19 protein-coding genes are annotated in these 22,318 nt (G+C 55.3%); 18 read left to right on the top strand and 1 reads right to left on the bottom strand.

Annotated elements, in window-relative coordinates; translation table 11 throughout:
• The first annotated feature begins 20 nt into the window (after nucleotides 1-20).
• The 18 genes from OR1_RS13830 to OR1_RS13915 all read left to right on the top strand — a co-directional run bounded on the left by OR1_RS13830 (nucleotide 21) and on the right by OR1_RS13915 (nucleotide 20,733).
• Nucleotides 21-698 (top strand): FKBP-type peptidyl-prolyl cis-trans isomerase, encoded by a 678-nt coding sequence (locus tag OR1_RS13830; protein ID WP_041972521.1) that lies wholly within the window; start codon nucleotides 21-23, stop codon nucleotides 696-698.
• Between the two features lie 35 nt (nucleotides 699-733).
• Nucleotides 734-2,356, top strand: a complete 1,623-nt coding sequence (locus OR1_RS13835) for a tetratricopeptide repeat protein (protein ID WP_041972489.1) — start codon at nucleotides 734-736, stop codon at nucleotides 2,354-2,356.
• A gap of 145 nt (nucleotides 2,357-2,501) precedes the next feature.
• A complete protein-coding gene (locus OR1_RS13840) occupies nucleotides 2,502-4,079 on the top strand; it encodes a M48 family metallopeptidase (RefSeq protein ID WP_152609902.1) in 1,578 nt (525 codons plus the stop codon).
• A gap of 39 nt (nucleotides 4,080-4,118) precedes the next feature.
• Nucleotides 4,119-5,756: a M48 family metallopeptidase gene (locus OR1_RS13845; protein ID WP_041972490.1), complete on the top strand. Its 1,638-nt coding sequence runs from the start codon at nucleotides 4,119-4,121 to the stop codon at nucleotides 5,754-5,756.
• A gap of 67 nt (nucleotides 5,757-5,823) precedes the next feature.
• Entirely contained in the window at nucleotides 5,824-7,542 is a 1,719-nt protein-coding gene (locus OR1_RS13850; RefSeq protein WP_041972491.1) for a hypothetical protein, read from the top strand.
• Between the two features lie 39 nt (nucleotides 7,543-7,581).
• The gene (locus OR1_RS13855) at nucleotides 7,582-8,511 is read left to right on the top strand and encodes a glycosyltransferase family 9 protein (protein WP_041972492.1); all 930 of its coding nucleotides are present in this window, start codon (nucleotides 7,582-7,584) and stop codon (nucleotides 8,509-8,511) included.
• A 220-nt stretch (nucleotides 8,512-8,731) separates the two neighbouring features.
• Nucleotides 8,732-10,153, top strand: a complete 1,422-nt coding sequence (locus OR1_RS13860; RefSeq protein ID WP_152609903.1) for a hypothetical protein — start codon at nucleotides 8,732-8,734, stop codon at nucleotides 10,151-10,153.
• 102 nt (nucleotides 10,154-10,255) lie between these two features.
• Nucleotides 10,256-11,335 (top strand): radical SAM protein, encoded by a 1,080-nt coding sequence (locus tag OR1_RS13865; protein ID WP_041972494.1) that lies wholly within the window; start codon nucleotides 10,256-10,258, stop codon nucleotides 11,333-11,335.
• A gap of 10 nt (nucleotides 11,336-11,345) precedes the next feature.
• Nucleotides 11,346-12,146: a glycosyltransferase family 2 protein gene (locus OR1_RS13870; protein ID WP_041972495.1), complete on the top strand. Its 801-nt coding sequence runs from the start codon at nucleotides 11,346-11,348 to the stop codon at nucleotides 12,144-12,146.
• Nucleotides 12,143-12,934, top strand: coding sequence for a transketolase (locus OR1_RS13875; protein WP_041972496.1), 792 nt, complete (start codon nucleotides 12,143-12,145; stop codon nucleotides 12,932-12,934). The genes OR1_RS13870 and OR1_RS13875 overlap by 4 nt, the downstream gene beginning before the upstream one ends.
• Nucleotides 12,931-13,851, top strand: a complete 921-nt coding sequence (locus OR1_RS13880) for a transketolase family protein (RefSeq protein ID WP_041972497.1) — start codon at nucleotides 12,931-12,933, stop codon at nucleotides 13,849-13,851. The genes OR1_RS13875 and OR1_RS13880 overlap by 4 nt, the downstream gene beginning before the upstream one ends.
• Complete coding sequence (locus OR1_RS13885) at nucleotides 13,844-14,716, top strand: NAD(P)-dependent oxidoreductase (RefSeq protein ID WP_041972498.1); 873 nt, start codon at nucleotides 13,844-13,846, stop codon at nucleotides 14,714-14,716. The genes OR1_RS13880 and OR1_RS13885 overlap by 8 nt, the downstream gene beginning before the upstream one ends.
• Nucleotides 14,709-15,791, top strand: coding sequence for a radical SAM/SPASM domain-containing protein (locus tag OR1_RS13890; RefSeq protein ID WP_041972499.1), 1,083 nt, complete (start codon nucleotides 14,709-14,711; stop codon nucleotides 15,789-15,791). The genes OR1_RS13885 and OR1_RS13890 overlap by 8 nt, the downstream gene beginning before the upstream one ends.
• A gap of 19 nt (nucleotides 15,792-15,810) precedes the next feature.
• Complete coding sequence (locus OR1_RS13895) at nucleotides 15,811-16,473, top strand: class I SAM-dependent methyltransferase (RefSeq protein ID WP_041972500.1); 663 nt, start codon at nucleotides 15,811-15,813, stop codon at nucleotides 16,471-16,473.
• 25 nt (nucleotides 16,474-16,498) lie between these two features.
• Nucleotides 16,499-17,569, top strand: coding sequence for a radical SAM protein (locus OR1_RS13900; RefSeq protein ID WP_041972501.1), 1,071 nt, complete (start codon nucleotides 16,499-16,501; stop codon nucleotides 17,567-17,569).
• Nucleotides 17,570-17,591: 22 nt separating this feature from the next.
• On the top strand, nucleotides 17,592-19,019 hold the full coding sequence (locus tag OR1_RS13905; protein WP_041972502.1) for a B12-binding domain-containing radical SAM protein: 1,428 nt from the start codon (nucleotides 17,592-17,594) through the stop codon (nucleotides 19,017-19,019).
• A complete protein-coding gene (locus OR1_RS13910; RefSeq protein ID WP_041972503.1) occupies nucleotides 19,019-19,852 on the top strand; it encodes a glycosyltransferase family 2 protein in 834 nt (277 codons plus the stop codon). Before OR1_RS13905 ends, OR1_RS13910 begins: the two co-directional genes overlap by 1 nt.
• Nucleotides 19,849-20,733 (top strand): radical SAM protein, encoded by an 885-nt coding sequence (locus tag OR1_RS13915; RefSeq protein ID WP_160295257.1) that lies wholly within the window; start codon nucleotides 19,849-19,851, stop codon nucleotides 20,731-20,733. Before OR1_RS13910 ends, OR1_RS13915 begins: the two co-directional genes overlap by 4 nt.
• 15 nt (nucleotides 20,734-20,748) lie before the next feature.
• Here OR1_RS13915 and OR1_RS13920 read toward each other — a convergent pair whose 3' ends face one another.
• Nucleotides 20,749-22,269, bottom strand: a complete 1,521-nt coding sequence (locus tag OR1_RS13920) for a B12-binding domain-containing radical SAM protein (RefSeq protein ID WP_041972505.1) — start codon at nucleotides 22,267-22,269, stop codon at nucleotides 20,749-20,751.
• Between the last annotated feature and the right edge of the window lie 49 nt (nucleotides 22,270-22,318).

The raw sequence follows: 22,318 nt of genomic DNA on the forward strand, positions 1-22,318 counted from the left end.
ACATGACAAAGGTGATGGCAATGAAAAGGATACTGATTGCTGCTCTTCTGCTGCTAATGGCTCTTCCCGCGGCTGCCGCGAAAAAGAAACCGGCCGGCAAACCGTTGACCGAAGAACAAAAGACGATCTATGCCATTGGGCTTGTTTTTGCGCGCCAGCTCGAGATTTTTGATCTCACCCCCAGTGAGCTGAACTTAGTGAAACGCGGGCTCGATGACGCCACAAAAGGGCGGGAGCCGTTGGTGGATTTCGCGGCTTACAGCAAGAAATCCAAGGAGCTGGCGTCTGCCAGACGCGATGAGCATGGCAAAAAGCTGCTGCCAAAGGTGCCTGCATTTATGGCGGCCGAGGCAGCTAAGGCCGGTGCCGTCAAAACCGAATCCGGTCTGATCTTTCAGTCGGTGCGAGCAGGTGACGGCGCCCAGGCAGCTCCCTCCGACCGGATAAAGGTGAACTACAGGAGTACCCTGATCGATGGCAAGGAGATGGCTAGTACCTATAAAGTGGGCAAACCGGAAGAGTTTTTCGTCAACGAAGCGATGAAGTGCCTCTCTGAAGCGGTCCAGCTGATGAAGCAGGGGGGGAGAGCCAGACTGATCTGTCCGCCGGACCTTGCTCTGGGCAAGGAAGGGAGCGGGGTGATACCGGCTGATGCCACACTTGTCTATGATGTCGAGCTTGTCGAGGTAAAAAAATAGGATGCCGGTAGCGAGTTGCGCCTCAAGGGGTAAAGATGACCATTAAACGCCCCGTGTCCATTGCCATGGCAGTTGTTCCCATTGTCTGCCTGCTGCTCTATCTCCCTGCCCTGCAATGCGGATTTGTGACTCTGGACGACCCGGATTATGTTCTCAATAACCTCCTGATCAGGAGGTTGGACCGGGATATGCTGGTTGCGTCGTTCTCGCAGGCCCATATCGGCTGGTGGATGCCGCTGACCTGGATTTCACTGGCGATTGATTACCATTTCTGGGGTATTGAGCCGTTCGGATATCATCTGACCAACATCGTGCTGCATGCCGTGAATGCCGGGGTGGTAGTGCTGATCGCCGACAGGTTGCTGCGCGGCACTGTTGCCAAGGAGGAACCCGGCTGGCATTATCCGGCAATGCTCATCCTGGCAGGGCTGCTGTTCGGCATGCACCCGCTGCGGGTCGAATCGGTTGCCTGGGTCACGGAGCGGAAGGATGTGCTGAACGGCCTCTTTTCCTTCGGCGCGATCCTGTGCTACCTGCGTTATGCCGAGCGCAAGGAATCGGGTTCCGATGGCGCCGGCGTCGCCTACTGTGCGGCGTTGGCCCTGTTTGCGCTCTCCCTGATGGCCAAATCGGCAAGCGTGGTTCTGCCGGCGATGCTGCTGGTGCTCGACTGGTATCCGCTGGCACGGGGACGCCAAGGAGCCTGGGGGCGGCTGGTTGTCGAAAAACTCCCTTTTTTTGCCTTGGCCGCCGCCATGTCGGCCATCACCATCTATTTCACCAGGGAGAGCCAATACCTGGTCTCTCTGGACCAGTTTCCCCTCTGGGACCGGTTCATCGTTTCCGGCAATGCGATCATCGCATACATCCGATACCTGATAGTGCCGGTCGGAATCCTCCCATTTTACATGATTCCTGATCCGATCCCCGTTGGTTACATTATCACGTCTGTCGTCGCAGTCATGTTATGCGTCATGCTCCTCTGGGGAGGGCGCAGGCACCCGGCTGTGGCTGCCACCTGGCTGTTGTTCCTGCTCCCTTTGCTGCCGGTGCTGGCGTTTTTCCAGAACGGCGATCAATCTTATGCCGCCCGGTTTACCTACCTCCCATCTGTTGTCCCAAGCGTAATGGCAGCGTCCGTAATCGCCGGAGGATATCGAAAAGCAGCGGCTGGCGGTATGGTCCGGGGGCGAATGATTGCAGCCGCTGCTATTCTGCTTGCGGTTTTCTATGCCGGCATGACTGTACGGCTTATCAGCGTTTGGAAAGATCCGGAGAGTATCTGGACCCGGGTTATCGAGGTTGCCCCGGAAGTCATTTCCTACAAGGAACGGGGCAAGCTGTATTACGTCGGTGGACGATACACGGAGGCAGCCGCGGATTTCACCGCTGCCATCAAGATTGCGACCGGCACTTTCCAGAGTTCGATTTTCAACCTCTATGCCTTCAGGGGGGAGGCGTATCGCTCCGCAGGCCGATTCGATGCGGCGGTACAGGATTTTTCCACCGCCATCTCCCTGTTTCCCCACCCATCTTATTACTATCATCGGGCGCTCTCGCTCAAGGCTCTCGGAAGGATGAAAGAGGCGGAGGAAGACCTGACCCGTGCGGGTGCGGAAAACGGCCCGCTCGGCTGGTACGAGAAAGGGGAGGGGTAGGCTTTGGCAGGCAGGAACTCAATCAGTTGCAAATGGCAGCCTTCAGCCCTATTGCCCTGAGATGCGGCACGGAGAGCGGACAATTTCCTCAGAGAATAAAAATAACGGCGTATATGCCATTGCTCTGGCAGTCGGGGCAATATGCATGCTGGCCTATATTCGGGCGCTTTCATGCGATTTCATCTTCTTTGATGATCCCGATTATGTCCAGCATAACCTCCATATCAGGCAGCTGAACAACGAACTTCTCCGGACCGCCTTCACCCGTCCGCTGGCAGGCTATTTGATACCGGTGACCTTCATTTCCTATGCGGTCGACTATTACTTCTGGCAACTGAACCCGTTCGGATACCATCTGACCAACATGCTTTTTCATTCGGTAAATGCCGGGCTGGTGGTGATAATCGCCGACACGCTTTTTGCCTATTGCCTTACCGACTTGAGGGAGGATCCTTCATCCAGGCGTGTTTACCTCGCTTTGTTGCTTGCCGCAGGGCTGTTTTTCGGCATCCACCCGCTACGGGTCGAATCGGTCGCCTGGGTATCCGGACGAAAGGATGTCCTTTACGGCATGTTTTCGCTCGGGTCGATCCTGTTCTATCTTCGTTATGCGCACCGGAGAGACCGCAATCCGAATGAAAAGGGGTTTTCCCTGCATTATCTCCTTTCCTTGTTCTGTTACCTGCTGGCAATGCTGTCGAAGCCGGTTGGCGTCGTTGTTCCGGCCATGCTCCTGGTCATGGACTGGTACCCGCTACGGACGTTGCGCCGGGGGATGATAATCCCGCTGCTGGTCGAGAAGATTCCATTTTTTGTCATGGCCGGCATCATGTCCGCCCTGACCATAGTTACTGCAGCAAATGAAGAACTGCTCTACTCGGTTTCCGATACCCCGATTCTCGTCAGGATAGTCGTATCCGGCAATGCCGTCTTCGAATACTGCCGCCTGCTTCTCTGGCCGGTTGGCATCAGTACGTACCATGTATTGGCAAAAGCGATCCCGTATTCGTATGTTGCGAAATGTTCGGCAGTGTTGGCTTGTACCGGTTACTTCATCTATTCAGTCAAAAAACGGCCGTGGCTCTTTGCAACCTGGTCCGCATTCATACTGCCATTACTCCCGGTGCTCGCACTGATCCAGCAGGGGCCTGACGCTGCGTTTGCCGCCAGGTACACATACCTCCCTGCCGTAATCCCAAGTATTGCCGTTGCCGGAATATTGGGTGCGGCTAATCGGAACATGCGGGTGTCCCGGCCCGGATTCAGGCAGTTAGTTCCTGTGATCGTCATTGCCGCCTTGATAATGCAGCTGTGCATAACATACAAACTGATCGGCGCCTGGAAGGATACAGGGGCCTTCTGGTCAAGGGTAATTGAGGTGGAACCCTTGGGAAGAGCCTTTCAGGAGAGAGGCTTTTTCCAGCTCTCCTCCGGAAAATATCAGGCAGCGGCAGAGGATTTCTCGACAGCGATCCAGATTGCCGGGAATCTCGGCATGCCTCCCAGTTACAATTTATATGCTTTCCGGGGCGAAGCGCTGAGAAAGGCGCGCCGCTACGATGAAGCTATCAGGGATTACGGTTTTGCGATAGAACTCTACCCCCATCCGGCCTATTATTATCACCGGGGGCTAGCGCTTCAGGCCGTTGGGAAAGGAACGGACGCAGCGGCCGATTTCAAACGTGCCGGGTCTGGGCCGGTTAAGATGGATTGGTTCGATTGATACTCAATCGTGCACAAAGAAACATATGAGGAATTCGTCGTGAACCGGGAAAAATATCGGGTAATCACCATTGCGCTGCTGGTTGCGGCCGTATGTTTCATAGTCTATCTGCGGGCGCTGTCATGCGGGTTTGTCAACCTCGACGAACCGGAATACCTGCTGGACAATACGGCCATCAGGACCATGGACAAGGATTTCTGGTACTGGGCGTTTGCCACGGTTTCTCTCAACTTCTGGGTGCCGCTCCTCTGGCTCTCTTTTGCCATCGATTACCAGATATGGGGACTTGACCCGTTCGGTTTTCATCTGACGAACAATATTCTTCATGCGTTGAATGCCGGATTGATTGTTTTCGTTTGCGACAAGATGTTCAAAAACAGATGGAGCGTCAGTGAGCGCTTTTCCCGGTCAAGGTTCCTCTACCCGTTGCTGCTGCTCATCGCCGGACTGCTGTTCGCAGTCCATCCGGCCAGGGTCGAGTCGGTCGCCTGGGTCACGGAACGCAAGGATGTCCTGAACGGCTTTTTTACCATGGGCTTCATATATTTTTATCTCTGCTACCAGGAGAAGAAAGAGGCCGGGCTCGGGAACGGTGCGGTTTGGCGGGCCTACCTGATCTCCTTGGGGCTGTTTTTGCTGTCGCTGATGGCAAAGCCTTCGAGCATCCTGATTCCGGTGGCGCTGTTGCTGATCGACTGGTATCCGCTGGAGAGATTCCGCAAAGGGAACGTAATCCGGCTTGTTACGGAAAAGCTCCCCTTTCTGGTGCTGTCAGTGCCGATCGTATTGGCAAGTATGCTGTTGCGGGCGCAGCAGGGGGGGTACAACACATTCAGCGATTTCCCGCTGTTCGCCAGGTTTGTTGCGGCCGGTAACTCGGTGGTCGAGTACTACCGGATGATGCTCTGGCCGGTCGGTATCCTCCCGTATTACAACCTCCCCCGGGCGATCCCGGAGCTGTATCTGGTAAAAACCATCCTGTTGATATTATTTCTCTGTTATTCTGTTTATCTCGGCAGGAAGATCCCCTGGTTTACTGCAGCGGTCTTCACCTTTACCATTACGCTTTTCCCGGCGCTCCATTTTTTTGCCGACGGGTATCAATTGATCCTTGCGGCCAGATACACCTATCTGGCATCGATCTTCCCGAGCATCATCGTTGCTGCTCTGGTCGTAAAGGCGTATCAAAGAGGCGTTGATGCATGGCCGAGCTATGGCCGGTATGTGGCGGCAACCCTGGTCGTAGCGGTGTTCTCGTGTTATGTCGCAACAACATACCGGCTGATCGGAGACTGGAAAAACTCCGGTGCCATGTGGACCAAGGTCATCGAGCGCCTGCCGTTCGACAAGGCCTATTTCTTCCGCGGCTGGTATTACTCGGATATTGGCAATTACGAGGCAGCGATTGACGATTATACGACCTGCCTCTCCCAGGCCTCTCCCCAGACCATTCCAGCCCTGTACAACATCCATTCCTACCGCGGCTACGCCCTGATGAAGGCCGGGTATTACAACGATGCGGTGGACGATTTCAGCACGGCAATTGCCATGGCCCCCCATCCGCAGTTCTATTATTTCCGCGGGATGACGTACAAGGCGATGGGTAATGCCGTGGCGGCGGCAGCGGATCTGGCCAGGGCGGATGGGGAAGCCGGGCGGCTGTACTGGGTCGACTGAACGCCTAGGCGGGCTGCCACGCCGTATGATGGGGCATTGCGGGAGCAGTAATTGAAGGTGATGAATCATGAGGCAGGGATTTCGGATGCTTAAAGATAACCGGCAGCTATTGATCTCAATTATGGCATTGTTACTGCTAACCGGTACTTTTGCCGCCTATTTTGATCCTGGTTATATCGGTCGGAACGGAACCCAACTGCTGAGAATGCTCTTTTCATTCAATTTCCTTTATTTTGTTGTTGCCGGTATTGCAATGGTTAAGTGGAAGCTTGCGGAGCGCCGGTTCAATCTGCTGGTTTTCGCAGCCGCTTTTATCTATCTGCTGATATTCTATTCCGGTTACCTGGATCTCTTCCGCATGGAAGGGGACAACATCTGCCAGGTAGCTTACTGGGAGATCCTTTTCCGCCCCAACCTTGCCGCCAGCATCGGGGCCGCGTTCACAAAACCGGGGCAGGTCGTGGTTCTCGGGCTCCTGTACAAGCTCTCGCTCATCATGGGCGGCTTTGTGTTCAAGGGGGGGATCTGCCTGGTCATGGCTCTGTGCATCTGGTGCCTGGTAAGGATTGCCACCGATCTGGGGGGCAGGATGGCAGGGGCTGTCGCTTTTCCGGTGGCTGCCACTGCTTTTCTGATCGAATTTCTGGCGGCATCCAATTCCATTTTTCTTATTCCGTCTCTTTATATCGGGATATGGCTTTATCTGGTGAGGAAAGAGCATAAGCCCCTTGGCCGCTTTTTACTTGTCTTGTCGGTCCATTTCCATATCTACGCGATTGCGGTATTGCTGGTGGTCTGGCTGGTTCTTTTTTTCCGAAAGGAATGGCGGGAACTTATCGTTTTCTCTGCCTGGGCGCTCATCTCCATGGTGTTATGGGCTGCGGTCCTTTACCGGGTGCAAGGTGCGTTCGACCGCTTCAGCTCCGGACCCGGTGCCGGTTATGTGGGGCCTTTGGAGGGGATGCCTGACAGCAAGCTGGACTACATGATAAACATCGTCAGGACCGGCCTGGCAGAAAATTCCATGACCCGTCTGTTGTTTGCCTTGGTGGCGATCGGCGTATTCGGTGCTTGTTATTACGGGGCAGTATCGTATCTCGGTGTGTTTTCCATACTGATAATCCTCGTGCTCAATGTGGTTTTTATGGGGGGAACCTTCAATCTGGAGCGCTACTGTGCCCCCTTTTATGCCTTTGGGTGTTCGTTAGGGATCGGCACAATCATCAGACTTGTTGCGGAACTGAAGCGGCAGGGCCAAGTAGCGGGGAGGGGAGCTGCGACAGCTCTGTTATTGATGCTGGCAATTTCCTTTGGCTATGCATTACCCGATTATTCCCCTTACTCTAACACGGCCAACGCCCAAGTTCTCCCTGTGAAGGATTTCATCGTCAGCGCTAATAAATTGCTGTCTGATGATGCACTGGCGACCGCGACCCGTCTGATGACCGAAGACGACTTTGTCTACCCGATTGTCATCCAGGCCCCGGATCGCTTTACGTCGCTAACGGCGCTACAGTATTTCAATGTCTCTTCCGAGCTGAAGCGCAGGGAATTGCTCGCCAAAACAGACTATATACTGCTGGCCATGAATGACAGTCATCCGTATTATTACCTGACACATCTTTTGGTCCCGGAATGGGATAACGATCCCTTTCGTCTGATGATCCATGACATAATCAGGAACGGTCGGGAACGGTTCCTGTATGGATTCAGTTTCGCGCCGGTTGCGATAAATCCGGAGTATTTGATCGTGAAGGTCGAACCCGGGGAGTCGCCCGGCAGGTGAGTTGAGCAAATCCGATTGATAATGGAGACAAACCAGCCCATGTCAAAAGTGCTAATTATCAAAATGGGATATTCCGAAACGATTGATCCCGGTATCGGCAAGGTGACCAGCCTGGGGGATGTGCTCCGGACCACCGTTATCCTTTATCCGTTTGCCGACGACCATGTCACCTGGCTTGTCGACGAGCAGGCATACCCGCTGCTCCAAGGAAATCCGCACATTGACCGGATTCTAACCTATGATCTGACGTCGGTGCTGCAGCTCCAGAGAGAGCGGTTCGATACCGTGATCAACCTCGAAAAGGTGCCCGGGATCTGCGCCCTGGCCGACTCGATCTCGGCCTGGCGGCGTTACGGCTTCCGGTTCGATGAACAGCATGGCGAGGCGGAAGCCTATGACGGTTGTGAAAAGGTCTTTTCCCTCTGCAAGGATGGGGATTTGAAGCGCAGTCATCAGGGGAACTGGCAGGAATCCCTGCTGCAGATTGTCGGGGCAAAATGGGACGGCCAGGAATATATCCTCGGTTACCGCCCGCGAAGCATGGAAGAGTTTGACGTGGGACTAAATTGGTCGGTCGGCTCGAAATGGCCCAACAAGGCATGGCCTGAAGGCAAATGGGTGGAGCTGAAGCGCTTGCTGGATGGCCGATTCAGTTATTCAATGCAGCAGGGGATGAATGAACTCCATGAATATATGGACTGGATCAATTCCTGTCGCCTCCTGGTCACTAACGACAGCCTCGGTCTCCATATTGCCCTTGCCCTGAAAAAGAAGGTTGTGGTGCTTTACGGACCGACCAACCCCAACGAGACCTATTTCTACGGTCGCGGCGAGGTGATTTATCCGGAGATTTCTCTGCCGTGCATCCCCTGTCTTGATCCCAGATGCGATCAGGCGCAGAGCTGCATGTCATTCATCGCTCCGGAAACCGTCATGGGTGCGGTTACCAGGCTGTTACCCGCTGTATGATCCTGTTGAACCGATAACGGCTTAGAACAAGGACTCCTGATTGAATCCGACCGACAGACAGCGCTCGCTCGCAATTTCACTGATACTGACATTTCTGTGCTTATCGTTTTCGATTGTTATGGTTATCCTCAACTCTCCCTACCGGCCTTTCCCTACCGATGAACTCTGGGGATATCACGTCGCTCTCACCGTCCCGGACTGGTGGAGAGACGGGAGTCCCATGCTTATGAATTCGCCGGTTCATCCGGCATCACTGTATATTGTCGGACAGTTTATGGGGCTCGTTGGTCTGGACTGGTTTCAGGCCTATCTGTACCTGACCGTGATCTCTCTGGCCGGTACTGCGGCCCTGCTCAGACTTACGGTTAATCTGGTGACAAGGGAGCTGTTCTACTCCACGGCAGCAGCGGTAATGTTTCTCGCATCGTCATGGGCGCAGACATATGTGCATTTTTACACCTACGGCCCGTTAAGCTCTCTGCTGATGATGGCCTCGCTGTATTGCTTTGTTAAATTCTTTACCGGTTCGCAGGAACGCCGATTGCCGCTCTGTTCAGCCGGTTTTTTTGCCGGACTCTTTTTTTTGAGCAGCTCTGCAGCCAAGCTGCTGTCCGGAATCCTTGTCAGCAGTTACCTGGTGCTGATTTTCCGGTCGCAAGGCAAAGGCAAACCGGTTCGAATGTTGTTAATTGTCGCTGCTGCGGCTCTGCCGGTAATCATTTTGATGCCGCTTTACCTTAAACCGCTCATAGAGCATCTGACCACAAACATTTACGCCGGCAATGCCTCTCTATTTCTGGAACGGTACGGTTTTGCCCCGAAGACGCCATTTTTCAGTTTTTTTCATCTATTGCGGGTCTACTCCCCGGTCATGCTGATATTCATGCTGGTCTCCATTGGTGCAACGCTCGTCTTCTGGCGGAGATTGAAGGCGGACGGCATGGCCGGCCTGCTTCTGCTTACCATGATGAGCATCGTGATCATCCATTGCGTGGCTCTCGATCTTCTCCCCTTTACCAAGCTCGGCAGAGCCCAGTTCCCCCTGCTTCCCATTGCGATCCTGTTTTTGACACTTTTATACTCCTGCTTGCCAGTGGGGGAAAAGATCCGGAAAACCGCATTTTGTCTGTTCATGATACCGTTGCTCATTTCTGATACGTACGCATCGGCTCAGGCCAGGCATGCCCGCAGAGATGCCCCAGCCCGTATTGACGCCATGCCTGCGGGCACGGTGTACCTTGTGCTGGACGAAGATCCCCATTGTCAATACCTGGCAAACTGGCTGGGATACGGAGGGAGGCGGTTGATCCGCAACATCGGGGCGGCTGACCTGCCGGTCACCATGTACATGATTCCGAAATCGACTCCTGTTGCCCTGCTGCTCGGCCCAATGGGGGCCAACAGCGGCAAAAGCATCCTTGAGCACGGAATGATGGATGATTTCAGTTATCGCTTGCCTGAGGAGATCGAAGCGATTCCGGGGCGCAGGTCGTTCAGCCTCCCTTATTACGCCCATTATCCACTTTTCCTGATGGAGGAGGAGAACTGCCAGTACCTGTACTTCAACGGCAAGGTTCCGGATGAGAAGATCGGCCGGGACCGGCTTACCGTTTACTATTGGCCTCCGGACAATGCACAATAAGTGAAATGCTTTGTCACGGCTGCTGATAAGAGGTATATTCACTTTTTATGCGATAGAAAAGGTCAGGATCAGGGGGCAATTCGCTTCAGTCAGATCGGTTTTATGACAATAACAACAGATAAATACAGAATCGACAGCCACAAGTTGATGTTTCATCCTCAGCGGGTTTCCGACTGGCTTGACGGTGGCAATATCTTCCCGATATATGCGGAGATCTCACCATCCGGGGCGTGCAATCACCGCTGTACCTTCTGCGCCTTGGATTACCTCGAATATCGTCCCGTCTTTCTGGATGCCGCACTCCTCAAATCGCGATTGACGGAAATGGGCCGCCTCGGCGTCAAAAGCGTGATGTTCTGCGGCGAAGGTGAGCCGCTGCTCCATCGTGAAATCGATGACATGGTCAATCATGCAAAAGAAGCCGGTATCGATGCAGCCTTGACCACAAACGGAGTGCTGTTGAACGGGGAGTTGTTCGGGAAGATGGGGGAAAGCCTCAGCTGGCTCAAGGTCAGCATCAATGCCGGCACCCCTGAGACCTACGCTGCCATACATCGCACCAAGGAAGCGGATTTTGACCGTGTGATCGAAAACATGATCCAAGCGGCAAAGATTGCCCGGGAAAATGATTTTTCCTGCACGCTGGGAGCCCAACTGATTCTGCTGCCGGAAAATGCCCACGAAGTCGAAACCCTTGCCGGCATCGTCAGGGACGCGGGACTGAGCTATCTCGTGATCAAGCCGTATTCACAGCATCTGAAAAGTCTTACCACAACCTATGAGCATATCGACTACGAGCCTTATCTTTCGCTTGCGGATCGTCTCAACCGGTTCAATGACGACGATTTCAGGGTGATATTCCGGCAGAACACAATTCTTAAACTCGGTCAACAATCGAGAGGATATGATCGATGCCTGGCACTCCCGTTCTGGTCTCATATCGACTCGCACGGGAATGTATGGGGTTGCAGCGCCTATCTCGGCGACGAGCGTTTCTGTTACGGGAACATCGGGGAACAGGGTTTTGCTGAGATCTGGCATGGCTCTTTGCGCAGGGCGTCGCTGGAATATGTCAGCAAATGCCTTGATGTTGCGGAGTGCCGCGTAAACTGCCGCATGGATGAAGTCAACCGGTATCTCTGGGAGTTGGTCCACCCTTCCGGCCATGTAAATTTTATTTGAGTTCCCGACAATGACAGCACCTGACCATCCCTATCAGTTTCTCATAACTGCCATAATGCCTGCCCTGAATGAAGAACTCTGCCTTGATGCCAGCGTTGACAACGTTCTTGACGTCTTCAACAGGTTGGGCATTTGCGGCGAGTTGATCATCGTCAACGACGGCAGTAGCGATCGGACCGGCGCCCTGGCCGATGCCCGGGTGAAATGGCAGCAATGCATTCAGGCGATACACCACGAAAACTGCCGGGGGATCGGGGCTTCGTTCTGGGATGGCGTGCAGCATAGCCGGGGTGAAATCGTGGTTTTCATCCCGGGCGATGGCGAGAATGATGCCGAAGAAATATTCCGGTACTTGCCGTTGCTGGAGCAGGTCGATATTGTGGTGCCATTCGTATATAATCCCGAAGTCAGGTCCCGGTTCCGGCAGAGACTTTCGGCACTTTTTACCCGGATCGTCTGCCTCTTTTTCGGCCTTTCGCTCAACTACCTGAACGGAACGGTCATGTACCGGCGGTCAATTCTCGAAGGGATCGATCTTCGCAGCAACGGGTTCTTTTACCAGGCGGAAATCCTGATCAAAACCATACGGAGGGGCTATCTTTATGCCGAAGTCCCCTACGCACTGAAGCAGAGGAATGCCGGCGCTTCAAAGGCAGTTTCAATCGCAACCATGATCAAGGTTTTCAGGGATTTTGCATCAGTATTCAGGTCGGTACATTTTGCCGGGTTGAACGGTAACGAAATATCCTGCAGTTCGGTCACTGCAAAAAGAGTTTTCGAGCAGCGCGCAAAAGGGGCATGTGAGCAATGAGCGAATTGGCTACTGCGGAATTTGCCCGCATGATCCGCCGGGAGATCGTTGAGCTGGCGCACCGTTCCGGAGGCCCTCATGTGGGCTCGGCGCTTTCCTGTGCGGACATCCTGGCAACCCTGTACGGCGAGATTCTCCGGTTTGACCCATGGGAAGAGCGGGACATCTTCATTCTGAGCAAGGCTCATGCGGCAACCGCCCTTTACGCAGCCTTGGCAGTCAAGGGGATAATTACGCCGGAACTGCTGGCCGGCTACTGTAAAAACGGGGGAAAACTCCCTGCCCACCTGGACCGGTTGTCCGCTCCCGGAATTGAGTGTTCCGCCGGCTCGCTCGGCCATGGTTTCAATGTCGGCCTGGGGATGGCCTTTGGCTTCAAGCGGAAGGGTTCGGCGCAACGGGTCTTTGCCTTGGTCGGAGACGGTGAGACCCAGGAGGGATCGATCTGGGAGGGGGCGCTGTTCGCCCCGCAGCACGGGCTGGACAACTTCACCGCGATCATGGATTACAACAATCTCCAGGGGTACGGGCGGCCGAGGGAGATATGCTCATTCGAGCCGGTCATCGCCAAATGGGAGTCGTTCGGCTGGCAGGTTGCCGCTGTTGACGGTCACGACCACCAGGCGCTTGCCGCTGCCATTGCCGGCCCGACGGCTGGAAAACCGAGGATGATCGTTGCCGGCACCGTGAAAGGGAAAGGGGTCTCTTTCATGGAAGACCAGCTGATCTGGCATTATTACATCGTGACCGACGAGATCCGTGAGCGTGCCATGCAGGAACTCGCATGAGAAACAGATTTATCGATACCTTGATTGCCGCGGGTGAGGGAAGGGATGATCTCATCTTCCTCAGTGGCGATGCCGGACTTGGGGTTTTCGACGGATTACGCCGGGATGCTCCTGGGTCATTTGTAAACATGGGGGTGGCCGAGCAGAACATGGCCGGTTTTGCCGCCGGCCTGGCAATGACCGGCCACAAGGTGGTCATGTACAACATCATACCGTTCCTGCTCTATCGCTGCTATGAACAGGTTCGGAACGACATCTGCTACCAGGGTCTGCCGGTAATCATGGCAGGCATCGGCAGCGGCATTACCTATGCCCCCCAGGGGATGTCCCACTATTCCATAGAAGACCTGGGCATTGCCGCCACCATGCCGAACCTGGCCGTCATCTCCCCCTGTGATGCGACCGAGGCAAGGGCAGCCGCCGAGTACGCTCTCAGCGCCGACCAACCGGTCTATGTCCGTCTGGCCAAACGTGGCGAGCAGGCCATTCATACTTCGGCTGTTACCGATATCTCAACGCCCCTTAAAATTTGCAGCGGCAGTGACTGCGCCCTCCTGTTCCACGGATCAATTGCCGAGGAGGTCATGGCTGCAGCCGCGCTCCTTGAGGAGGATGGGATCTCGGTCATGCTGATTTCCGTGCCGATGGTACAGCCTCTGAATGAAGATGCGCTTGTCGATATGCTCGGGCCGGTTCGTCTTGTGGTAACGGTTGAAGAGCATTATGAACATTCAGGCCTGGGGAGCTCCCTGCTGTGGGTCAAATCAGAGGCCGATCCGGGGTGGCGGCTGAAAACAGCCGGAATACCCAGGCAATTCATTCATGAGGTCTATGATTGCAAGGGGTTGCGCCGGTTGTTCGGGCTCGATGCCGTTCAGTTGGCTCGTAAGGTGAAGGGGTGGCTAGCAGATGAGTGAGAAGGCAAGGCGCATTCTGCTGCTCGGTAACAGCGGCAAGATGGGGCAGGCGTTGGCAGCCGCTTTTCCCGGTCAGGACCAGGTTGTTTGTGCCAACAGTACCGGCCTTGATGCCAATGATTTCTCCCAGGTGGGAAAATTGATTGATCAGTGCCGTCCGGATTTGTTGTTCAATACGGTGGCCTTTCAAGGGATCGACCAGTGTGAACGGGAGCCGGAAAAGGCGTTGCGCTTGAATACCATGCTGCCGAAATTCCTTGCGGAATGTGCCGAAGATCGCGGGTTTGACCTGGTCCATTTCAGTTCCGACTCGGTCTTCAACAATGCGGTTGGCCGACCTTTTTCGGAAAGTGATACCCCGTGCCCGCTCAATATGTACGGGGTCACGAAATACGGCGGCGACTGCTTTGTGCAGAATACTACCCGGAGACACTACCTGATCAGGGTATCGCTGCTGTTTGGGCCTACGGGGCGGGCAAACCAGTTTGTCGAGCGGATGCTCTCCAGGATCAGAAACGGCGAGAAGTCGCTGCGGATCTCCTCCGATGTGATTGCTTCGCCGACTTTTTCTCTTGATGTCGCCAGCGCAGTAATGGGGCTCATAAGCCGGAAAGCTCCCTACGGTTTGTATCATATTGCCAATGCCGGTCAGGCGTCTCTCCATGATCTCATGAGCCGTATCGTTGACCGGCTCTCTCTGGATGCAGATATCGAGAGCTGTTCGCACGCGGAGTTCCCGGCACTGGGCAGGAAAAACACCTATACCCCGATCCGATCGGAAAAGGTCGCTCAGTTACGTCCCTGGAGTGAAGCAGTCGATGATTATTGCAGGTATATTTCTGCAGAATGGCGGCACAATGTCTGACAGGTTTCTGATGGACGGTCACAAGCTTTACTGGCATCTGGATCGCGTCACCGAATGGCTGCGGGGTGACCGGATCTCACCCATTCACATCGACGCCGGTCTCAGCAAGGGGTGTAACATCCGATGCTCGTACTGTTTCGGCGTCATGCAGGGGAATGTCTATGAAGAGGGGCTGGAAAGCTGTTTTCCCCGGGAGCCTCTCCTGCGCTACATGAGGGATGCCGGAGCTCTGGGAGTGCGTTCCATCGCTTTTGTCGGCGAGGCAGAGCCGCTTGTCAACCCTCATGCCTATGAAGCGATCGTTTGCGGCAAGAAAAGCGGCGTGGATATGGCCCTTGGGACCAACGGCACTCTGTTCGATACTGGGAAGCAGGGGGAGGAGGCCCTTGAGCATCTAAGCTGGTTGCGGTTCAACTTGAGCGCTGCCTCTCCTGATGCCTACCTCCGAGTGCATGGCAGGGATTTATTTGCGCAGGTGCTGGAAAAGATTCGTTTCTGTGTTGCCGTGAAGCGGCGCAAAGGGCTTGATGTGACCATTGGCCTGCAGATGGTGCTGATGCCGTCCAATGTTGACCAGGCAGTGCCTCTTGCAGTTCTGGGCCGCGATCTCGGCGTCGATTACCTCGTCATCAAGCAGTGCAGTGACTCGGTTGACAACACCCTTGGAGTGTTCAACCGGCTCGGCGAGTATGATCAGTTTGCCGACCGGCTTAAGGAAGCGGAATCAGTGAGCACCGGAAGCTATTCGGTCATTGTGAAATGGCGGAAGGTGACCAATCAGGGGGCACGTGCGTATGAACAGTGTCTGGGTACGCCGTTTCTTCTTTATTCCAGCGGCAACGGGAAATTGTACCCGTGCGGAATGTTCTTCAACCACAGGGAGGAGGAGTTCTGCATGGGAGATCTTGTCGAACACTCTTTCCGGGAGATTCTGGAGAGCGACAGATACTCCGGTGTTGTCGATAAAATAAGGAATCTGGATCTGGGCGGTTGCTATGTCAACTGCAGGACCGATGCGATCAACGATTTTCTCTGGAGAATCAACCATCCTCCCGAACATGTGAATTTCATCTAGCCGATTTGAGGAACTGAGCTTGAACCGTTTGATGGAAATAGTCACCTCTCTTCACAGGAGAACAGAAAGAGACTATCTCGCCAGGATGCAGGATGCGAAGGTTGACTGCATGCGGGTGGCAAACCGTTACGGCGCCGATTACTGGGATGGCGACCGGCGTTACGGATACGGCGGTTTTCGGTACGACGGCCGGTGGAAGCCGGTGGCCGAAAAGCTCATCGCAACCTACAGCCTGCAACAGGATGCATCGATCCTGGATGTCGGCTGCGGCAAGGGGTTTCTGCTGTATGAACTGCAACAGCTTCTGCCTCAAGCCCGGGTTGCCGGCTTTGACATCTCGGCATACGCCATCGCCAATGCCAAGGAAGAGATCCACGGCCGGCTCGCCGTTCACCGGGCTCAGGACCACTACCCGTTCAGGGATAAGGAGTTCGACCTGGTGATCTCTCTCAACACCCTGCACAACCTGCATCTTCCGGATCTGCAGTCGGCCCTGAGCGAGATGGAACGGGTGGGGAAGGACAAGTACCTGGTGGTCGAGGCGTATCGCAACGAAGAAGAACTGTTCAACCTGCAGTGCTGGGCACTGACCTGCGCCGCTTTTTTCACGCCGCAGGAGTGGCAGTGGCTTTTCAACCAGTTTGGGTATGGCGGCGATTATGAGTTCATTTATTTCGAGTAGTTGTTAATTAATGTTGGAGCGCACCATGGGGTTACTCTATACCCGGATGAAGATCTTCCGGTTCCCGGAAAAACTCGATTCATTGTCACGGGATTCGGATGAAATTCTGCCTCCGCTGCATGTTCGGATCAAACCGACCAATGCCTGCAACCATGGCTGCTGGTACTGCGCCTACCGAGCCGACGCACTGCAGCTGGGGCAGGATATGAAGCTGCAGGACGCCATCCCGCGGGAAAAGATGCTGGAGATAATCGATGACATCGCCGACATGGGGGTCCGGGCCGTAACCTTCAGCGGCGGCGGCGATCCGTTCTGCTATTCGCATCTGCCGGCAGCAATAGAGCGCCTGGCCGCCACCCCGGTCCGGTTTGCCGCACTTACCAATGGCGCCTTGCTGCATGGTCGGCTGGCGGAGCTCTTTGCCCATAATGCCACCTGGATCAGGATATCCATGGACGGCTGGGATGATGCCAGCTACAGAGAATACAGGGGCTGTGCCGACGGTGAATTCAGCCGCATCCTGGCCAACATGGAAGCGTTCCGGAAGATTGGCGGCTCCTGTTATCTCGGGGTGTCCCTCATTGTCGACAACCGCAACTGCAGCCAGATCCTGGCGCTGATCCGACGGCTGAAAGATGCCGGGGTAGACAGCGTCAAGGTGTCGCCCTGCATCGTCAGCAACAGCGGGGTGGAAACCAATGCCTACCACCAGCCGATCCTGGCCACTGTGAAAGATCAGCTCGGCCGGGCCATTGCTGAATACAGCGGACCGGAATTCGAGATTTTTGACTCCTTTCATCTCGAACTGGAAACCTTTGCCAAGGGGTATCACTGGTGCCCGTATCTCCAGATAACCCCGGTCATCGGTGCCGACCAGAACGTCTATTCCTGTCACGACAAGGCGTACAACCTGAAGGACGGTCTGCTCGGGTCAATCCGCACAACTCGGTTCAAGGAGTTCTGGCAGGCGGACAAAGAGCGATTTTTCCAAATTGATCCTTCGGTAGTGTGCAATCATCATTGCGTGGTCGATAACAGCAATCGGCAGATCCTGGAGTACCTCGGGGCCGATCCGGTGCATCTGGGGTTCGTGTGAATAGCGAGGTTCCAGGCGTCCAATGAGAGTCGTGCTCTTTATTCCGAACAGCCGCTGGTTCGACAAGCGAGCCTGGGGCAGCATCCCCTATGCGGCTCTGATTCTTACGGCTCTGTTGCGGGATTTCTGTGAATTCGCCATCCTCGACGCCAACGGCGACAACCTGGATGAAGAGGGTTGCCGCCGGAGGCTCGAAGCGATGGCGCCGCAGATGCTGCTGATTTCCGCCCTGTCCGTCGAATACCATCGGCATGCCCACAAGGCCCTGGCCATTGCCAGGCATGCCTGCCCGGCGGCAACAACCATCATGGGGGGAGCGTATGCAACGACCCTTCCCGAAGAAGCGTTGAACGATCCGAATGTCGACTGGCTGTTCATGTACCATGCGGAAGAACGGATCGTGCCGTTTTTGCAGCTGGTATCCGATAATCCGGAACAGGCCCGGTCTTTCCCCGGGGTTGCGTACCGGGACGATGCCGGCAGACAGGTCATCAACCCTCCAGTAGCAACCATCGGTGACGTCAAGGTCATGGTAAAGCCTGACTATTCGCTGTTTGATGTGGAAAAATATCTGCATCACCGGACCATGGATTACCAGCTGAACTCCGACCGGCCGACGGCATTCATCATCACGTCATACGGCTGTCCGTATAATTGCGTATTCTGTGCTTCCCGCACGCTCTCCGGCCGTCGCATCGTCTTCCGGCCTCTGGCAGACGTGCTCGAAGAAATCGAATACCTGAAGAGTCAATACCGGATCGAAAACATCATCTTTGTCGACGATGCGCTGCTGGCCGACCGGGCTCGCATCACGGAGCTGTTGCAGACCTTTATCGAGCGCAACTACAACCTGACCTGGAAGGCGGTCACGGTCAGTGCCTGGCATCTCGATCAGGAACTGCTGGAGTTGATGGCACGGTCAGGCTGCACGCAGATAACCGTTTCCGTGGAGTCCGGGAGCCAGCGGGTACTCGATGAGGTGATCCGCAAGCCGCTCCGGCTGGAGACGGTTCCTGCTCTGGTACGGCAATGCCGTAGCGTGGGCATTGCCATTGGGGCAAATTTCGTGATCGGGGTACCGGGCGAAACATGGGAAGAGATTCGCCAGACTTTCAGGTTTGCCGAGGCGTGTGACTTCGATGTGGCGCATTTTCATATAGCTACGCCGCTGCCCAGAACCGACCTGTACCAGATCTGCAAAGATCGCGGCTACCTGCCGGAGGATTTCAGCTTTCTGGATCCGAAGTTCTTCGGCTATGGCACCGGATTCATTGCCACTGACGAGTTTACCCCTTTTGAACTGATGGTGCTGCGTGCCTTCGAGTGGGACCGGATCAATTTCAGCACGCCGGAGAAAATGGCCCGGGTTGCGAGAATGTACGGGATAACTGCCGATGAACTCACCGAACACCGCCGTCAGACGCGCAGAAAAATGGGGGTACACTTTTAATGGCACCGGCTATGAAGGGGCACGATGGGGTCATGAGACAACCGTTTGAACCGACCGGATTTGCCGCTGTCTACGGTACCCCTGTCTGTCAGCCGCTCCCGACTGACGGCTCCGACCTGGACATTACCCTCTTTGTTCCCTGTTACAACGAGGAAGAAAACATTGTTGCGACCCTTGAGGAGATCGCAGCCGCCATGGCCGAACTCGATCTCTCATCGGAAGTCATCGTCATCGACGATGCGTCTACGGATAATTCGGTTTCCCTGGTGCTGCAGTATATGAGTCAGCATGGCGAGAGTCCGCTTCGGCTCCTGGTGCGGGAACAGAATGAAGGAGTCGCCCAGAACTTCATCGAAGCGGCTTTTCTCGGCCGTGGCCGTTACTACAAACTCGTAAACGGCGATAACGTGGAGAACCGCGACCAGCTCGTAACCTTGCTGCTTCATATCGGCGAGGCGGACATGCTGCTGCCGTACCATGCGCACACTCTCAACCGCACCTTGCTCAGGAGAGTGCTGTCGCGCCTGTTTACGCTGACGGTCAATGTTGTCAGCGGCTACAAAGTAAGGTACTACAACGGCTGCGGGGTCAATTTCCGCTACAATGTCATGCGCTGGAATACCAATTATCACGGCTTCGGTTTTCAGGCCGACCTGATTACCCGGCTGCTCGACCAGGGAAAAACGTTCGTGGAGATCCCGGTTGTCGCGGGTGAACGCTCTGCCGGTGCATCCAAGGCGCTTACCATGAAAAACTTTTTCTCCGTGGCCCACTTTTTCCTGGATATCGGCATCCGGCGAGTCGGAAGAATATGGCGGAAGAGGCAAAATTGAACTTCAGAGCAATAGAGACAGCCAACCTCCCGGACATCGCCCTGCCGGGGGACTACAACTATATCGCGGCGTTCCTCACCCTTGACTGCAACTTGGGCTGCAGTTACTGCATCAACCGGTTCGGCACGCTTGCCTCACCCGGCCGGATGCTCTCAGGGGCAGAATGGATCACCGGTCTGAACCGGCTGGCCGGGACTCCGGACCTGCCGATAACCCTGCAGGGAGGGGAGCCGACCCTGCATCCAGATTTTGCGGCGATCATCAGCGGCCTCCGCTCTGACAGACATATCGATATCCTCACCAACCTGGAAACCGATCTCGACCGGTTCACGGCAGAGATCGATCCGGCCCGGGTCAAGCGCGATGCTCCATACGCCTCGATCCGCGTCAGTTATCATCCCGAGTCGATGCGGATCGAACAGCTGGCTGCCAAGGTGCTCCGCCTGCTCGATAGCGGGTACAGTGTCGGTATCTGGGGTGTGATGCATCCGTTCTGGAAAGAGGAAATTGAACGGGCGCGCGACTACTGCATTGAGTCGGGGATCGATTTCCGGCTCAAGGATTTTCTTGGGCACCATGAGGGGGCCATGCACGGGGTGCTGTCCTACGCCGATGCCTGCGACCGGCTCACTGCTTCAGAGGTAAGCTGCCGGACCACGGAGCTGATCATCGGCCCTGACGGCGGGTTATACCGCTGTCACGCCGATCTCTACGAGGGGCGGGAGCCGGTCGGCACCATTCTCGACCCGGCGTTTTCCCTGACCCGCGATTTTCGGCCCTGCAGCAACTACGGATTCTGCAACCCCTGCGACGTGAAGCTGAAGACCAACCGTTTCCAGGAGTTCGGTCATACCTCGGTGGAGATCATACGGAACGGCTGATCTCGCGAGGGGGGGCTACCTGCGGAACCTTTTGGCAAACAGGTTGTAGAGTGTGTACTCAATGAGAAAGGATGAAAAGCCGGTTCTATACCTGAACTTCGCAATAGGGGCATACAGCCGGCCGAGCAGCTTGACCATGGTATAGAACGGGGAGTTGCCGGTGGAGAGCTTGTAGAACTTGTTGTCGATGAAGTAAGACGCGATCTGCATCATGTTGATCGCGGCAGCGGTCCCGGCGGAGTACCAGGGGAAGCGGTAATCCCCTTCCACTTCGACGTCGATCCAGTCCTCAAGCCTCGATGGCGGCTGATATCCGTGTTGGACAGCGATGTCAAAGAGTTCGGTGCCGGGCATCGGCCGGTACTTGTTCGGGGCAAAGATCAGGGTGGCCGGATTGTCGGCCAGAAGCCTCATGATCAGATCGCGGGTCTCTTTCAGATCATCCGGGGTCTCGCCCGGGAGCCCGATCATCCAGTTGTAGCCGGCAGAGATCTCCGGGTGCCTCGCCAGCTTCCGGTTGACTTCGAGGATCTCCTCAACCTTGATATTCTTCTTCATCAGGTCGAGCATTCGCTGCGAACCGGACTCCGCGCCGATATGAAGGATGTTGGTGCCGGCAGCGGCCAGCTTGGTCAGATAGGCATCGTCCATTCGCTTGATTTCATCGATGCGCGCCCCACGGAACCCGAGCTTTACCTTGATCCCGCGCCGGTCGATCTCGTCAATGATCGCCTCGACATGCCCAAGATCCACGAACGAGTCGTCATCGATGAAATAGATATAGGTCGCCTGATAGTTTTGGACCAGGTAGGCGACATGATCGACGACTTCCGCCGGGGGAACCAGTTCGTACCGTCTGCTCATCTGCCGGTACTGGGCCGGGGAAGAGCAGAAGGCGCATTGGTAGGGACAGCCCAGACTGCTGTACATCGAAAAGATTCTTTCACTGTTCCCCAACTGGCCGTAGCCGGGCAGGTCGCTTTCGACCAGGTGATATGGAATCTCCCGGAAATCGGTATGCTCGAAGCGGTTTTCCGGCGGCACGGAAATGATCTTTGCGGGTGGGCTCTCCCGGGACATCAGCCCGGCGATGGCATTCAGCGCGACGGCATCATCATCGCCGCGCAGATGGGAGGCCAGTAATGCCAGGGGCCTGGAGCCATATCCGCGGATCACGAAGTCGATACACTCTTCGGCCAGGATTTCATCGCCGCAGATGTTGGCGTGCGGCCCTCCCCAGACAGTGCTGATCCGGGGGAACCGCTCCTTGAGCCAGCTTGTTATTTCCAGGGCATTGCCGATCGGCGTCCCGGTGATGACGCTCAATCCGGCCAGGATGGTATTGCCGCTGATTTTTGCCTCGATATCCCGGCGCCAGTTGTCCGGGTTCAGACGCACATCGACGATATCGATTTCGAAACCGGAACGGATCGTATCGATGGCAGCATAGAGCAAGCTCAACGGTATGTGTCTGACGTAGGCCCCGGACATCCCCATTTTCGGGTAGATCAGGAGCACCCTTTTTTTGCCCGTCATTCTGGCTCCGGAATTAACATGGTGAAATAGTGCGTTATTGTTACGTTGC

This window comes from Geobacter sp. OR-1, from assembly GCF_000813145.1.
Lineage (GTDB): Bacteria > Desulfobacterota > Desulfuromonadia > Geobacterales > DSM-12255 > Geoanaerobacter.

Excerpts from the sequence above, each read along its gene's own strand:
- OR1_RS13900 (WP_041972501.1), top strand. The coding sequence starts at position 16,499 with ATGGGGTTACTCTATACCCGGATGAAGATCTTCCGGTTCCCGGAAAAA.
- OR1_RS13855 (WP_041972492.1), top strand. The coding sequence starts at position 7,582 with ATGTCAAAAGTGCTAATTATCAAAATGGGATATTCCGAAACGATTGAT.
- OR1_RS13885 (WP_041972498.1), top strand. The coding sequence starts at position 13,844 with ATGAGTGAGAAGGCAAGGCGCATTCTGCTGCTCGGTAACAGCGGCAAG.
- OR1_RS13835 (WP_041972489.1), top strand. The coding sequence starts at position 734 with ATGACCATTAAACGCCCCGTGTCCATTGCCATGGCAGTTGTTCCCATT.
- OR1_RS13840 (WP_152609902.1), top strand. The coding sequence starts at position 2,502 with ATGCTGGCCTATATTCGGGCGCTTTCATGCGATTTCATCTTCTTTGAT.
- OR1_RS13860 (WP_152609903.1), top strand. The coding sequence starts at position 8,732 with ATGCTTATGAATTCGCCGGTTCATCCGGCATCACTGTATATTGTCGGA.
- OR1_RS13890 (WP_041972499.1), top strand. The coding sequence starts at position 14,709 with ATGTCTGACAGGTTTCTGATGGACGGTCACAAGCTTTACTGGCATCTG.
- OR1_RS13870 (WP_041972495.1), top strand. The coding sequence starts at position 11,346 with ATGACAGCACCTGACCATCCCTATCAGTTTCTCATAACTGCCATAATG.
- OR1_RS13910 (WP_041972503.1), top strand. The coding sequence starts at position 19,019 with ATGGCACCGGCTATGAAGGGGCACGATGGGGTCATGAGACAACCGTTT.
- OR1_RS13830 (WP_041972521.1), top strand. The coding sequence starts at position 21 with ATGAAAAGGATACTGATTGCTGCTCTTCTGCTGCTAATGGCTCTTCCC.
- OR1_RS13880 (WP_041972497.1), top strand. The coding sequence starts at position 12,931 with ATGAGAAACAGATTTATCGATACCTTGATTGCCGCGGGTGAGGGAAGG.
- OR1_RS13920 (WP_041972505.1), bottom strand. The coding sequence starts at position 22,269 with ATGACGGGCAAAAAAAGGGTGCTCCTGATCTACCCGAAAATGGGGATG.
- OR1_RS13905 (WP_041972502.1), top strand. The coding sequence starts at position 17,592 with ATGAGAGTCGTGCTCTTTATTCCGAACAGCCGCTGGTTCGACAAGCGA.
- OR1_RS13875 (WP_041972496.1), top strand. The coding sequence starts at position 12,143 with ATGAGCGAATTGGCTACTGCGGAATTTGCCCGCATGATCCGCCGGGAG.
- OR1_RS13865 (WP_041972494.1), top strand. The coding sequence starts at position 10,256 with ATGACAATAACAACAGATAAATACAGAATCGACAGCCACAAGTTGATG.
- OR1_RS13850 (WP_041972491.1), top strand. The coding sequence starts at position 5,824 with ATGAGGCAGGGATTTCGGATGCTTAAAGATAACCGGCAGCTATTGATC.